Raw genomic sequence first — 14,045 nt, 5'->3', positions numbered from 1 at the left:
CGTTTTAGGACCCATTGGAAGTTGAAGTTGCAAAAATACAGCGGCGCCATGCCCTCTATTGGTCATTCCAGACCCCGGGGCGTGCGCGGTGCGCAAATGTTGCACGATCACCCGCACCATTGCCATTGATTACTGCCCTGCCCTCCGACACTTTCATTTAAAGCGGCGGCAGACCGGGACAGCGTGCAAACAGCGCGGGCGAATTGTCTGGAACGTGTTGTGAAAATTTCGTTCAACGCATATCTGGAAACACAATATAGATACAAAACAAAACGCCCCGACTGGATCGGGGCGTTTGGCTGTCTGCGCGACGATTACTTCTCGGCGCGTTCTTTCAGGGCTTTCAGTGTGTTGAACGGTGCATCAACCACAAACTTGTTGGCGACCATTGCCGGGACGCTGCCGCCTGGCTCGGTGTGCACTTGATAAGTCACTTCAACCTGATCGCCTTTCGGTACGAACTTCCAGAAACCTTTGACCTGAGCAACGCGAACAAAGCCTTTTTCTTCCGGAATGTATTTCGGCACACCTTCAAGATTACGGGTCAGGCTGCCATCGGCGCCTTCCACGGTGGTGATGTGCAATACCGAATCACGCGGGGTGACAGGCCACGGCGTGTTGAATTGGGTGTAGGTCCAGCTCTGATCGCCTTCGTGCTTGAGCAATTTCTGGGTCTTGCACTCGTGAATCCAGGCACAGGCGCCGGAAACGTCTTCCTGCAATGCGCGCAGTTTGGCAATGGTGGTCTTCATCAGCGCGACGCCTTGATAGGACTTGTAGTCCGAACCCGGCACTTCGCTCAGGGACACCTTGATGCCCTCCTCGTTCTTGGCGACTTTCCAGTCTTCAGCCTGAGCAGCGGAAGTGGCCAGCACGGCGGTCAAACCACACAACACAGCGATACGATGCAGCGAACCCATAGTCTTATTCCTTATTGTTGAAGTTCCGTTCGTTTGACACATCACGCCGCCGTCATTTGCTCCCACCAGCCGAGCAATCTGATCGCTTCTTCCGAACTGCTGCCACAGACTTCGACATCAGCAGCGAAGCCGGAACAGACTGCCGGGCGCTCCGGTCGGCCGAAAATGCTGCACAGGTTTTCGACCGAGAGTTGCACGCAACGTTCGCCGGCAGGTTTGCCATCAGGCATGCCGGGAATCGGCGAACTGATGGAAGGGGCAATGCAGCAAGCGCCACAGCCTTCACGGCATTTCATGACGAACAATTCCTCGCGACGGGCGATGTGTAAAAGGGACGCGGAACAGAGTAACCGCTAAAACGACTGTTTAAAATTCCCTGAACCGGGGTTTTTACCGATAAGTGAATGTGACTGACCAGTCTCCGACAAAGCGTCTGGTCTGCGGGTCACAGATGCATGGCATTTACTGCTTGAATTCGAAATCCAGCGCCGCACCTTCCACTTCCCGGCGCTCTTCGTTGCGCAGTTGCAACTGCATTTCGTTGCTGAGCAAACGGCCGTTGAGCTGGAATCCGCTGTTTTTCTCGCCAAAAAACTGCGGCAGGATCGGTTCGCGTTTAGGCAGGACCACGGTGCCAGGCGGTTTCAGCTCCTGGACCATGTCCTTGGGCAGGCTCAAGTCCAGTTTGGCTGGCGGCAATTTGGTTTTTACCACTTCGCTGGCAGGTTTCGACTTGGAGGCAATCGGGGCGCGTTTTTTAACGACTTTCTGCTGCGTTTTCTTCGCTGGTGCAGCCTTTTCAGCTACTGCGGATTTTTTCGCGGTGGTCGTCGCTGCCGGTTTTTCCTGAGCCGCAGCCGCCATGACACCCGGCGCATGACTGATCATCAGCAAACAGAGCAAAAAACCAGCGGCAGAAAAAATCGCTTTCATGGACCCAACGACACTAACGGCAGAGGGCCATATGCTCGCTTGTTGGACGCCACAAGACAAGCCTGACCCACCGCTCGTTCAGAATCCGCCGGCCGTTTCCTGGCACAGTTGGGTTGCCAGCAGGCCAAGCGTCATCAACGCCCGCTCCGCCTCACGGTTCCACGGAATGCCGCAATTCAGGCGGATACAGTGGTTGAATTGCTCGGTGTTACTGAAGATCAGCCCCGGTGCGATGCTGATGCCCTGCTGCAATGCACGGACATGCAATTCCTGCGTATTGACTCGCCCCGGCAGACTCACCCAAAGGATGAAACCGCCCGTGGGCCGGGTCATTTGCGTGCCTTCGGGGAAGTACTGCTGCACCGCCAACTGGAAGGCACTGAGGTTTTTTCGGTATTCCTGGCGGATGTACCGTAAATGCCGGTCATAACCACCGTTTTCCAGATAGGCGGCGATAGCCATCTGCGTAACGCTGCACGCCGAATGCGTGCTGAAGGTCTGCAAGCGCTGAATTTCCTGCTGATACTTGCCGGCAATCATCCAGCCAATGCGCACACCGGGCGACAGGGTTTTAGAGAAACTCGAACAGTAGATCACCCGATCCAGCCGGTCGTAGGCCTTGAGCGCCTTGGTGCGCCCTTGTTCGAACATCAACTCGCCATAGATGTCGTCTTCGACGATCTGGATATCGAAGTCCGAGGCCAGGCGCAGCAGTTGTTTCTGGCGCTCTTCGGGCATGGTGCCGCCCAACGGATTGCTCAGGCGCGTGGTCAACACCAGCGCTTTGATCGACCACTGGTTCGCAGCCAGTTGTAGCGCTTCGAGGCTCATGCCGGTGGCGGGATCACTGGGGATTTCGATGACTTTCAGGCCCAACAGGTCGGCCAGTTGCAGCAGACCGTAATAGGTCGGTGATTCGGCGGCGATCAGATCGCCCGGGCGGGTCAGCACGCGCAACGACATCTGCAAGGCATCGACGCAGCCGTGGGTAATTACCACTTCGGAGGGATCAACCACCACGCCGGCGTCGCGCATGCGGATCGCCACTTGTCGACGCAACGGTTCGAAACCGGGGCTGAACATGTAGCTGAAGGCCCGCGGGCTGTGGAAACGCGTGACTTTGGCCAATTGCTGATGCAGTGCGCGCACCGGCAAATAATCAACGCTCGGTACGGCGGCGCCCAACGGGAACACACCTTCGCGCCGCGACTCGACCAACACCTGCTGAATAATGCTGCTGCGCGTGACCAGGCCCGGCCGTTCGACACGGGCGATATCCGGCGTCGGTGCCGTCAGGGCAGGCGTCTGATGCACGTAATAACCGGACTGCGGCCGCGCGCGAATCAGCCCCTGATCCTCGAGGTTGGCGTAAGCCTGCAACACCGTCGCATGACTGACGTTGAGCTGCGAACTCATCTTGCGCACCGAAGGCACGCGCTCCCCTGGTTGATAGACACCACGGCGAATGTCTTCGGCCAGTTGCTGAGCAATACGTTGGTAGAGCAAGAGATTGGTCATGACGCAGCACTCGATTTCACGGGCATTTTATTCTTGTGTGAAACAATACCGGAACAGTTTAGAAGTGTACTGGGACAGTTGTCACTCTAGTCGACCATACAGTGCAGTGTCTGCCACAACTGTATTGAATTGCGAGCTATTCGACAGACGTAAAAAAGCCCGGCACTGCATGACAGTCCGGGCTTTCCAGAGACGCAACCCTTAGCGGGCGGCGCCGAGCTGGCCTTTTTCGTCGGAGAAGACAATTTCCACTCGACGGTTCTGGGCGCGTCCACGCTCGGAAGCGTTGGCGTCCACCGGGTATTCGTCGCCGTAACCCTCGACCTGAATGCGTTTTTCGTCGATGCCCAGATCCGTCAGCACATCGGCCACCGATTGCGCGCGGTCACGGGACAGCTTGAGATTTTCCTGTTTACCGCCGGTGCTGTCGGTGTAGCCCTCGATGCGTACCACGCGTTTCGGGTTCAACTGCAGGAACTGCACGATCTTCAGGACCACGCGATTGGCCGAGTTTTTCAGCTCCGCTTCACCGGTGTCGAACAGCACATCACCGAGGGTCATCACCAGACCGCGGTCAGTCTGCGTGGTGGCCAGCGCAACGATCTGCTCTTCGAGCCATTTGCCTTGTTGCTGCACGCTCAGCAGTTTCGATTCACGCAGGGCCAGTTGCAGACGCTGCCGCTCCAGTTCGAGTTTGGCTGCGTGTTCTTCGTTGAGTACCTGATTGGTGTGCTCGCGGGCGATTTCACTGTAGCGCTGACTCAGGTAGGCGTAGTGCACCACGTCCGAACCGCTGCCCCAGTAAGTGGACAGGCGATCGGCTCGGGCCAGGGACTCACCGGCGCGAATTACATCTTTTGGCGCGATGCGCAGCACATTGGAGTCTTCCTTGACCTTCTGGAAGTCGGCACTGGCCTCTTGCAGGGCGGATTCGCTGTGTTGGCCGGCGCAGCCGTACAGGCTGGCGCAACCGGCGAGAATCAGACCACCGAGAACTTTGGACTTGAGGCTCATTGGGCATCTCCCAACTGCTTGCGCAAACGGGCGATGCGGGTGTTGAGCACATTCACCTGTTCTTCGCTCTTTTGGGTCAGCACTTTGGCTTCTGCCAGACGCGCATCCAGCTCAGCCTGTTCGGCACGCATGCGCGCATTGCGGTAGGACTCGTCGGCCATGTTGCCTTTGGCGCGGTTGTACTTGGTTTCGGCCAGTTTCATTTCCGGCACGTCATCAGCGGTGGCGCCCACGGCCTTGGCCTGGGTGATGGTCTGTTCGGTCAGGCGCATTTGTTCAACGGGTGCCGGATCGGTCGCGCAACCGGCCATGGCCAGAACGGCCACAGCCGCGAAAAGAGGTCGAATACTCACTAAGAATCCCTACTGTTTTGGGGCACTGACAGGTTGTTGCGGCTGTTGCTGCTGCGCCTTCCAGCGCTCGATGTTGCGTTGCAGCGCGGCTTCCGTCAGTCCGGACGCGGGCAATTCTGTCATCTTTTTGGCCAACTGTCCGCGCAACCACGGATCGTTGCATGCCGAGTTGTGGGAAACCGCGAGGAACAGCCCCGGCCGATCGATGGGTTGCTCAAATGCCAGCAGGTCATTGGCCATACCCAATGACTGCGCGGCGGCCATGCCGGAGTAGCGACCGGCGAGTACATATTCCACTTCACCCAGGAGCAATTTCTGAAAGGCCTGAGTGAGATTTGCTGTGCGGGTCAGGGTCAGATTCTGCTCGGCAAAAGTGCCGAATGTCTGGGTCATCCGAGACTTTTCCGACAAGCCACCGGTATGACCGTGCAGATCGCGGGCTTCGCTGTAAACCAGCGTCGAGCCCTTGCGGGTCCACACCAGATAGTCGTTTTCCAGCAGTGGCGGATGGATGTAGTCGAGATTTTCCAGCTCAGTGAAGGCCAGCGGCGCATCAGCCAGCATGTCCATGCGGCCGCTGCGCACTTCATCGAGCGCCTGGGAGCGTTTGCCCGCGTAGAGCAACTCGACCTTGATGCCGAGGTCCTTGGCCACTTGCTGCAACAGGTCGGCGCTGGCACCGATCAGTTGCTTGGGATTCTGCGGGTCTTGCCACAGGTACGGCGGCGCGTCCGGGCTGCCGGTGACGACGAGGCGCTCGCACTTGCCGGCAGCCGTGGCCATCCCCGGCAAGAGGATCAATCCTAATAACAACCTGCGGCGCAGATCCATGGCAAAACGCTCCCGCTCAAATCCGAGTCAAAAAAAAGCCCGACCAAAAGGTCGGGCTCTTTATAAGTGAAGCCGCTGGATTAGACCAGCTTCTCCAGCTCAGGTACCGCTTCGAACAGATCAGCCACGAGACCGTAATCGGCCACCTGGAAGATCGGCGCTTCTTCGTCCTTGTTGATCGCAACGATCACTTTGGAGTCTTTCATACCGGCCAGGTGCTGGATCGCGCCGGAGATACCGACGGCGATGTACAGCTGTGGTGCAACGATCTTGCCGGTCTGACCGACCTGCATGTCGTTCGGTACGAAACCTGCGTCGACCGCAGCGCGCGAAGCACCGACGGCAGCGCCCAGCTTGTCGGCCAGGGCGTACAGGTGTTTGAAGTTGTCGCCGTTCTGCATGCCGCGGCCGCCGGAAACGACGATCTTGGCAGCGGTCAGCTCTGGACGATCAGACTTGGCGAGCTCTTCGCCGACGAAGCTCGAGGTGCCAGCGTCGTGCGCAGCAGCAACGGCTTCAACAGCAGCCGAACCACCTTCAGCAGCGACCGGGTCGAAACCGGTGGCACGCACGGTGATCACTTTGATTGCAGCGGTCGATTGCACGGTAGCGATAGCGTTACCGGCGTAGATCGGACGCTTGAAAGTGTCAGCGCTTTCGACCGAGATGATCTCGGAGATCTGGTCAACGTCCAGCGCAGCGGCAACGCGCGGCAGGATGTTTTTGCCGTTGGAAGTCGCGGCAGCCAGGATGTGGCTGTAGCCCTTGCCCAACTCTGCAACCAGCGGAGCAACGTTTTCCGGCAGCTGATGCGCGTAAGCGGCGTTGTCAGCGTTGAGGACTTTGCTCACGCCAGCGATTTTCGCAGCGGCTTCAGCCACGGCGCCAGCACCTTGACCGGCAACCAGAACGTGGATGTCGCCACCGATTTTGGCAGCGGCAGCAACGGTGTTCAGGGTGGCCGGAGCCAGCACCTTGTTGTCGTGTTCGGCGATTACCAAGATAGTCATGATTAGATTACCTTCGCTTCGTTTTTCAGTTTCTCGACCAGTTCAGCCACCGACTTGACCTTGATACCCGCGCTGCGTGCAGCCGGCGCTTCGACTTTCAGGGTCTTGTTGGTGGAGGCGGTGGAAACGCCCAAAGCGTCCGGAGTCAGCACTTCGAGAGGCTTCTTCTTGGCTTTCATGATGTTTGGCAGGGACGCATAACGCGGCTCGTTCAAACGCAGGTCGGTGGTGACGATCGCTGGCAGTTTCAGGGAAACGGTTTGCGCGCCGCCGTCGATTTCGCGGGTCACGGCAACGCTGTCACCGGAGACTTCGACTTTCGAAGCGAACGTACCCTGACCGTAGCCGCTCAGTGCAGCGAGCATCTGGCCGGTCTGGTTGTTGTCGCTGTCGATGGCCTGCTTGCCGAGGATCACCAGCTGAGGCTGTTCCTTGTCGACCACAGCCTTGAGCAGCTTGGCCACGGCGAGCGAGGTCAGATCTTCAGCGGATTCGACGAGGATGGCACGGTCGGCACCCAGAGCCAGTGCGGTACGCAGCTGCTCCTGAGCGGTGGTCGGGCCGATGGAGACGACGACGATTTCAGTCGCAACACCCTTCTCTTTCAGGCGTACGGCTTCTTCCACTGCGATTTCGCAGAACGGGTTCATCGACATCTTGACGTTGGCGAGATCGACGCCGGAATTGTCCGCCTTGACGCGAACCTTGACGTTGTAATCCACAACGCGTTTGACAGCTACAAGAACCTTCATGGATTCCTCGTTACTCTCCGGTGAAAAGAAAGTCGCCTAGGCGAACCTGGCGGTTGATGCTCATCAGGCTAAAAGGGCACCTCTAAAAACGCCGACCTGGGTGCGGGGTGATTCACGTTGCGAAGCGCTGTGACCGTTCGTCAGTGGTGACCGACAAGTCATGGATCTTCACGCTGTGTAAACTGCGCGCCGGACCTGCGCTGCGCATCACCTTCTACTGCCTGTGCCCTGTCTTTAGAGGTGCTCTTGAAACCGCCAGTCTGCCTACGACGAGCGCAAAACCGCCCGTATCTTGACCGGAACGCCTATTCCGGTCAATACGGCAAAATGGTCGTTCATAAGCCGCGCTTCTTTGATTTCTCTGGGCTGGAGCCAATTCAAACAAACGTTTGTATTGGACGCTCGGAGTGGTGTAGATATAATGCGCCCCCTAGAGAGAAAGGTGGCTTCTCCTTTATCCCCCTTGACGTTAACGTAAAGGCATAACGGATGCGACATCAAACCTCCAAATTAGAAAAAAAACTGTTGAGCCTTGAGTAGGAGATAGCCTGTGGAACGCGAATACATGGAATTCGACGTGGTCATCGTCGGTGCCGGCCCCGCTGGCCTGTCCGCCGCCTGCCGTCTGAAGCAGAAGGCCGCCGAAGCCGGTAAGGAAATCAGCGTCTGCGTGGTCGAAAAAGGCTCCGAAGTCGGCGCACACATCCTGTCCGGTGCTGTATTCGAACCTCGTGCCCTGAACGAGTTGTTCCCGGACTGGAAAGAACTCGGCGCGCCGCTGAACACCCCGGTCACCCGCGACGACATTTTCGTGCTGAAAAACGCCGAAAGCGCGCAGAAGATTCCTGACTTCTTTGTGCCCAAGACCATGCACAACGAAGGCAACTACATTATTTCCCTGGGCAACCTGTGCCGCTGGGTGGCCCAGCAGGCCGAGAACCTCGGTGTGGAAATCTACCCGGGCTTCGCCGCTCAGGAAGCGTTGATCGACGAAAGCGGCATCGTGCGCGGGATCATCACCGGTGATCTGGGCGTCGACCGTGAAGGCAACCCGAAAGAAGGCCTGTACACCCCGGGCATGGAACTGCGTGGCAAATACACGCTGTTCGCCGAAGGTTGCCGTGGCCACATCGGCAAGCAACTGATCAAGCGCTTCAACCTCGACAGCGATGCCGACACCCAGCATTACGGCATCGGCCTGAAAGAAATCTGGGAAATCGACCCGGCCAAACATCAGCCAGGCCTGGTGGTGCACACCGCCGGTTGGCCGCTGGACATCATGGGCACCGAGAACACTGGCGGCTCGTTCCTCTATCACCTGGAAAACAACCAGGTGGTAGTTGGTCTGATCGTTGACCTGTCCTACAGCAACACTTACCTGTCGCCATTCGACGAGTTCCAGCGCCTCAAGCATCACCCGGTGCTGGCTCAGTATCTGGAAGGCGGCAAGCGCATCAGCTATGGCGCCCGCGCAATCTGCAAGGGTGGCCTGAACTCGCTGCCGAAAATGGTCTTCAAGGGCGGTGCGCTGATCGGTTGCGACCTCGGCACCCTGAACTTCGCCAAGATCAAAGGCAGCCACACCGCGATGAAGTCCGGCATGCTCGCCGCTGAGTCGGTGGCTGAGGCGCTGTTCGCCGAGAAGGACGGCAGCGAAGAACTGACCACTTACGTCGACGCGTTCAAGAAGAGCTGGCTCTACGACGAACTGTTCGCCAGCCGTAACTTCGGCCCGGCGATCCACAAGTTCGGCGCCATTGTGGGTGGCGGTTTCAACTGGCTGGACCAGAACATCTTCGGCGGCAAACTGCCGTTCACCCTGCACGACACCAAGCCGGATTACGCTTGCCTGAAGCTGGCGGCGGACTGCAAGAAGATCGACTACCCGAAACCGGACGGCAAACTCAGCTTCGACAAACTCAGCTCGGTGTTCATCTCCGGTACCAACCACGAAGAAGAACAACCTTGCCACCTCAAGCTGACCGACCCGAGCATCCCGATCAGCAAGAACCTGCCGCTGTACGACGAACCGGCGCAGCGCTACTGCCCGGCCGGCGTATACGAAGTGATCACCAAGGAAGACGGCGAAAAGCGCTTCCAGATCAACGCCCAGAACTGCGTGCACTGCAAGACCTGTGACATCAAGGACCCTTCGCAGAACATCACCTGGGTCACGCCGGAAGGCGCCGGCGGCCCGACTTACCCGAATATGTAAGTCGAACCGCTGAACAACAAGGCTCCCGAATCGGGGGCCTTTTTGTTGCCCGCAATTCAGTGCATCACATCAATACCTGTGGGAGCTGGCTTGCCAGCGATGGCGGTGGATCAGGCGCGTCCATGTTGAATGTGCCGGCTTCATCGCTGGCAAGCCAGCTCCCACAAGGTTTGTGTAAATCCTCAGGCGGCGCGTTCATCGCCCGGGCTGCGCTCGAAGTAGCGTTTGTATTCGCGACTGAACTGCGACGTACTTTGATACCCCACCCGATGCGCCACCTGCGCCACGCCCAGTCCCTCCGCCACCAGCAACGTCTGCGCCTTGAGCAACCGCAAGCGTTTCAGATACTGCACCGGCGACAACAATGTGCTGCGTTTGAAGTGCTCATGAAACGTCGAAATGCTCATGTTCGCGCAACCGGCGAGGGTCTCGACGTTCAACGGCTCGGTGTAATGCGCATGCAAATGACTGATCGACGCGGCGACCCGCGCAAACTGCCCCTGCTGCTCGACCAGCGCGCGCAACACATCGGCCTGCGGCCCACGCAACGCGGTAAACAGCAATTCACGCACCCGCGCCGGCCCGAGAATCTGGCACTCCAGCGGATCGTGCAGACAACTCAGCAAGCGCTCGACACACCCGCGCATGTCATCGTCGAGCACCACCGAAGTCATCGACTCCGGCGTCTGCGCCGGAATATGCCGCCCCGGCGCCAGCCCCATCGCCAGCACCAATTCGCCAAGCAAGACCCGATCGATTGCCACCGACACGCCGAGTAATGGCGCATCCGGCAAGGCAAAAGTTTCGCACTCAAAAGGCACCGGCAATGCCTGAATCAGATAATGCCCCGCGCCATATTCCATGGTCCGGGGGCCGAGGAACGCCAGTTTGCTGCCCTGGGCAATGATCATCAGGCTCGGTTCATAAATATGCGGGCCACGGGCGACGTCACAACTGGCGCGCAACACTTGCACACCGGGCAGCCCGGTCTGGCTGTAACCATCGCGTAGCGCCAGTGGTTCGATCAACGAAACCAGGGTGGCATTGGCATCAAGGTGACGGGTTAATTGCATCAAGACACTTCACAGAAAAAGACACGGAAAAAGGCACGAAACCATCATCGCAGATCCTTTCGCCAATGCGACCGGGCAAACCCGCATGCCGGAGGATTAGGCATGAGACCCGGAGGAATCGTCATGGCCGGACAGCCGGACGGCGCCCAGAATGCGCCGCCTCACTTGTCACTGCTTTTGCGAGGTTCCTCATGTACACCGCCATCGGCTATGCCGCCCAATCGGCCACCACTCCCCTCGCCCCGATGAAGTTCGAACGCCGCAGTCCTCGCGCCGACGACGTCGCCATCGAAATTCTCTACTGCGGCGTCTGCCACTCCGACATCCACCAGGCGCGCAACGAATGGGGTATCGCCGTTTATCCGTTGATGCCCGGCCATGAGATCGTCGGAAAAGTCACCGCAATCGGTGCGAATGTCACCCTACACAAGGTAGGCGATCTGGTCGGTGTTGGCTGCATGGTCGACTCTTGCCGCACCTGCGATGCCTGCCAGCAGAACCTTGAGCAATACTGCCTCGAAGGCCCGACCATGACCTACGCCACTCCGGACCGGGTCGATGGCAGCAACACCATGGGCGGTTACTCCGACAGCATCGTCGTCAGCGAGCACTTCGTCGTGCGCATCCCGGAAAAACTCGACCTGGCCAGCGCCGCGCCCATCCTCTGCGCCGGCATCACCACCTACTCGCCGCTCAAGCACTACGGCGTCAAGGCCGGCGACAAGGTCGGGATTCTCGGCATGGGCGGCCTCGGCCACATGGGCATCAAGTTCGCCAAGGCCATGGGCGCCGAAGTCACGCTGTTCACCCGCTCGGCGAGCAAGGCTGAAGAAGGTCGCCGCCAAGGCGCCGATCATGTGATCGTGTCGACGGATGCCGATCAGATGAAAGCCGCGGCCGGGCGTTTTGATTTCCTGCTCGACACCATTCCGGTACAGCACGACCTCAACCCGTACCTCGAAACCCTGCGCTTCGACGGCGTGCATATTCTGGTCGGTCTGATCGAGCCGATTGATCCGCCCGTACACGCCGCCAACCTGGTACTGGGCCGTCGCGTGTTGGCCGGCTCGCTGATCGGCGGCATCGCCGAAACCCAGGAGGTGCTGGATTTCTGCGCCGAACACCACATCACCTGCGACATCGAAATGCTCGACATCCGCCAGATCAACGAGGCTTACGCCCGCATGATCGCCGGCGACGTGAAGTACCGTTTCGTGATCGACATGGCGACGCTCAAGGTTTAAATCTTCAGACCGAGTTCCGCCGAGAGCCGGGCTGTGACCCCTTTGATCAGGGGAATCAGCTCGGCCATTTTTTCCAGCGGCATGTACGGCACGGTGCTGGCGATACTGATCGCCGCCACGATGCCCTTGCTCGCATCCCGGATCGGCGCCGCCACGCAGCGGATCGACGGTTCGTTGTCTTCCAGATCGAAGGCGTAGCCACCGGCGACGTATTCGGTCATGCGTTGTTCAAGCTGTTCCCACGACTGCTGGGGATGCTGCGGCCAGAACTGACTTTTCCCACCCGCCGGCAGGCTGATGTCGTATAGACGCTGCCAGTCCTGCGGCGCGTCATCCAGCATCAACGCCTTACCGATCCCGGTCCGTGCCAGCGGCATGCGATGGCCGACCCGCGAGCGCATTTCCGGGCCGTTGCGCCCTGGATTCTTCAGCAGATACAGCACTTCGTCGCCTTCACGAATACCTAAATGAACGGTGTCACCGGTCAATGCCGACAACTCGTCCAGATACGGTCCGGCAAGGCTCACCAGCGGCAACTCTTCGCGAGCCTGGAAACCCAGCTCGATCAGCTTCGGCCCCAGCAGATAACCGACTTGCGGCACCACGCGAAGGTAACGCTCATCCACCAGACAACTGGCCAGGCGATGGGTGGTGCTGCGCGTGGTGCCGATCAGGCGGGCAATCTCCTTGAGATCGCGGGCGCCACTGGCGACGGCCTGCACCACACCCAATCCGCGCAATAGCGTCTGAGTGCCGGTGGGCGCGGCGTCCTTGGTTTTTTCCGGGGCGTCTTCCTGCATATCCAGCCTTTACCGTTGAGCGAGGGAACGGGCGGCATTATGGTCGCCCGACGCAGAGCACTACAACTCGATACGCTCGACCTTGCCCACCAGCAGCACGTAGGACAAAGCGCCAATCAGTGCAAGAACCGCGATATAGGTGATCGCCGGGGCAAACGAATCACCGCTGGCGAGGAAGCCGATCACGATCGGCGTGGCAATAGCCGACAGGTTGCCGATGAAATTGAACACCCCACCCGTCAACCCGAGCAGACGTGCCGGTGCCAGTGTCGAGACCAGCGACCAGGTGATCGAGGCAAGACCGTTACCAAAAAACGCCAGCGCCAGAAAGGCAATCACCAACGGCGTCGACTCGACGAAGTTGGCACCGATGATCGAAGTGGAAATCAGCAAGCCGCCAATGATCGGCAATTTGCGCGCAAAACCCACGGTGTAGCCACGACGAATCAAAAAGTCGGAGAAGAACCCCGAACACAGCACGCCGACAAACGCGGCAAGAAACGGCAGCGACGCCAACAGGCCGGACTTGATGAAGTCCATCCCGCGATATTTCACCAGATAGGTCGGAAACCACGTCAGGAAAAACCACAGCGTCGAGTTCAGGCAGAACTGGCCGAGATAGATGCCCCACAACTTGCGCTTGGTCAGAACGATGCCCAGATCGGTCCAGCTGAATTTGGCTTTGACCTTGGCCGTTTCCGCCTGAATATCCACCAGCCCGCCACCTTCGCGGATCAGATCGATTTCTGCTTCGTTGGCACCTTTGAAATCCCGTGGCTCGCGATACACCGCGTACCAGATGGCTGCCCAAATGATGCCCACAGCGCCGGTGGCGACGAAGACCATGTGCCAGCCGAACTCGTGTTGCAGCCAGGCCAGAACCGGAGTGAGGAACGCCAGACCGACGAACTGCCCGGAGGTGTAAAAGCCAATCGCCGTGGCGCGTTCGCGCTCAGGGAACCACGTCGTCACCACGCGGCTGTTGATTGGATACGCCGGTGCCTCCAGCGCCCCGACCGCCATGCGCAGCACAAACAGCGCGATGAAACTGGCGGCGAAACCAAGCATCACCGTGGCCAGCGACCACAGCAACAACGCGACACTATAAAGAATCCGTGGCGGCACCCGGTCAACCAGCCAGCCGCCGGGAATCTGCATCGCGGCGTAAGTCCAGCCGAACGCGGAGAAGATCAGGCCGACATGGATCGGATCGATGCCCAGCTCAGTGGTCAGGGCCGGTGCGGCAATCGACAGGTTGCTGCGGTCGAGGTAGTTGATGACCACGGTGATAAACAGCAACACCATGATAAAAAACCGCTTGCGGCTGGGCGTGACTAAAGACGCCTGCCCGGTGAGGGTTTGCGGTTGCATGGGGAGAGCCT

14 protein-coding genes are annotated in these 14,045 nt (G+C 58.9%); 2 read left to right on the top strand and 12 right to left on the bottom strand.

Annotated elements, in window-relative coordinates; genetic code table 11:
* Window positions 1–314: 314 nt before the first annotated feature.
* The 9 genes from JFT86_RS15130 to JFT86_RS15090 form a co-directional block, all read right to left on the bottom strand.
* Entirely contained in the window at window positions 315–920 is a 606-nt protein-coding gene (locus tag JFT86_RS15130) for an START domain-containing protein (RefSeq protein ID WP_201237278.1), read from the bottom strand.
* Window positions 921–961: 41 nt separating this feature from the next.
* Complete coding sequence (locus tag JFT86_RS15125) at window positions 962–1,216, bottom strand: YkgJ family cysteine cluster protein (RefSeq protein ID WP_201237277.1); 255 nt, start codon at window positions 1,214–1,216, stop codon at window positions 962–964.
* Window positions 1,217–1,382: 166 nt separating this feature from the next.
* Entirely contained in the window at window positions 1,383–1,853 is a 471-nt protein-coding gene (locus JFT86_RS15120) for a translation initiation factor 2 (RefSeq protein WP_201237276.1), read from the bottom strand.
* 78 nt (window positions 1,854–1,931) lie between these two features.
* Window positions 1,932–3,371 (bottom strand): PLP-dependent aminotransferase family protein, encoded by a 1,440-nt coding sequence (locus JFT86_RS15115; protein ID WP_103305643.1) that lies wholly within the window; start codon window positions 3,369–3,371, stop codon window positions 1,932–1,934.
* Between the two features lie 201 nt (window positions 3,372–3,572).
* On the bottom strand, window positions 3,573–4,385 hold the full coding sequence (locus JFT86_RS15110; protein ID WP_201237275.1) for an OmpA family protein: 813 nt from the start codon (window positions 4,383–4,385) through the stop codon (window positions 3,573–3,575).
* Complete coding sequence (locus tag JFT86_RS15105) at window positions 4,382–4,738, bottom strand: DUF4398 domain-containing protein (RefSeq protein ID WP_201237274.1); 357 nt, start codon at window positions 4,736–4,738, stop codon at window positions 4,382–4,384. Before JFT86_RS15105 ends, JFT86_RS15110 begins: the two co-directional genes overlap by 4 nt.
* A gap of 9 nt (window positions 4,739–4,747) precedes the next feature.
* Window positions 4,748–5,569, bottom strand: coding sequence for a transporter substrate-binding domain-containing protein (locus tag JFT86_RS15100; protein ID WP_201237273.1), 822 nt, complete (start codon window positions 5,567–5,569; stop codon window positions 4,748–4,750).
* Window positions 5,570–5,649: 80 nt separating this feature from the next.
* Window positions 5,650–6,579 (bottom strand): FAD-binding protein, encoded by a 930-nt coding sequence (locus JFT86_RS15095; protein WP_201237272.1) that lies wholly within the window; start codon window positions 6,577–6,579, stop codon window positions 5,650–5,652.
* Window positions 6,580–6,581: 2 nt separating this feature from the next.
* Window positions 6,582–7,331, bottom strand: coding sequence for an electron transfer flavoprotein subunit beta/FixA family protein (locus JFT86_RS15090; RefSeq protein WP_007908338.1), 750 nt, complete (start codon window positions 7,329–7,331; stop codon window positions 6,582–6,584).
* 550 nt (window positions 7,332–7,881) lie between these two features.
* Between JFT86_RS15090 and JFT86_RS15085 the strand changes: the two genes are divergently transcribed.
* A complete protein-coding gene (locus JFT86_RS15085; RefSeq protein WP_201237271.1) occupies window positions 7,882–9,546 on the top strand; it encodes an electron transfer flavoprotein-ubiquinone oxidoreductase in 1,665 nt (554 codons plus the stop codon).
* A 182-nt stretch (window positions 9,547–9,728) separates the two neighbouring features.
* Here JFT86_RS15085 and JFT86_RS15080 read toward each other — a convergent pair whose 3' ends face one another.
* Window positions 9,729–10,619, bottom strand: a complete 891-nt coding sequence (locus JFT86_RS15080; RefSeq protein ID WP_103306711.1) for an AraC family transcriptional regulator — start codon at window positions 10,617–10,619, stop codon at window positions 9,729–9,731.
* A gap of 191 nt (window positions 10,620–10,810) precedes the next feature.
* Between JFT86_RS15080 and JFT86_RS15075 the strand changes: the two genes are divergently transcribed.
* Entirely contained in the window at window positions 10,811–11,863 is a 1,053-nt protein-coding gene (locus tag JFT86_RS15075) for an NAD(P)-dependent alcohol dehydrogenase (RefSeq protein WP_201237270.1), read from the top strand.
* On the opposite strand, the gene JFT86_RS15070 is transcribed toward JFT86_RS15075, so the two are convergent.
* Both JFT86_RS15070 and JFT86_RS15065 read right to left on the bottom strand, forming a co-directional pair.
* Window positions 11,860–12,663 (bottom strand): IclR family transcriptional regulator, encoded by an 804-nt coding sequence (locus JFT86_RS15070; RefSeq protein ID WP_201237269.1) that lies wholly within the window; start codon window positions 12,661–12,663, stop codon window positions 11,860–11,862. The genes JFT86_RS15075 and JFT86_RS15070 overlap by 4 nt on opposite strands.
* Window positions 12,664–12,723: 60 nt before the next feature.
* On the bottom strand, window positions 12,724–14,034 hold the full coding sequence (locus JFT86_RS15065; protein WP_201237268.1) for an MFS transporter: 1,311 nt from the start codon (window positions 14,032–14,034) through the stop codon (window positions 12,724–12,726).
* Window positions 14,035–14,045: the final 11 nt, after the last annotated feature.

The sequence above is a fragment of the Pseudomonas sp. TH06 genome (assembly GCF_016651305.1).
In the GTDB taxonomy this organism is placed as follows: Bacteria; Pseudomonadota; Gammaproteobacteria; order Pseudomonadales; family Pseudomonadaceae; genus Aquipseudomonas.
This window is presented reverse-complemented; position numbering and strand designations above follow the sequence as displayed.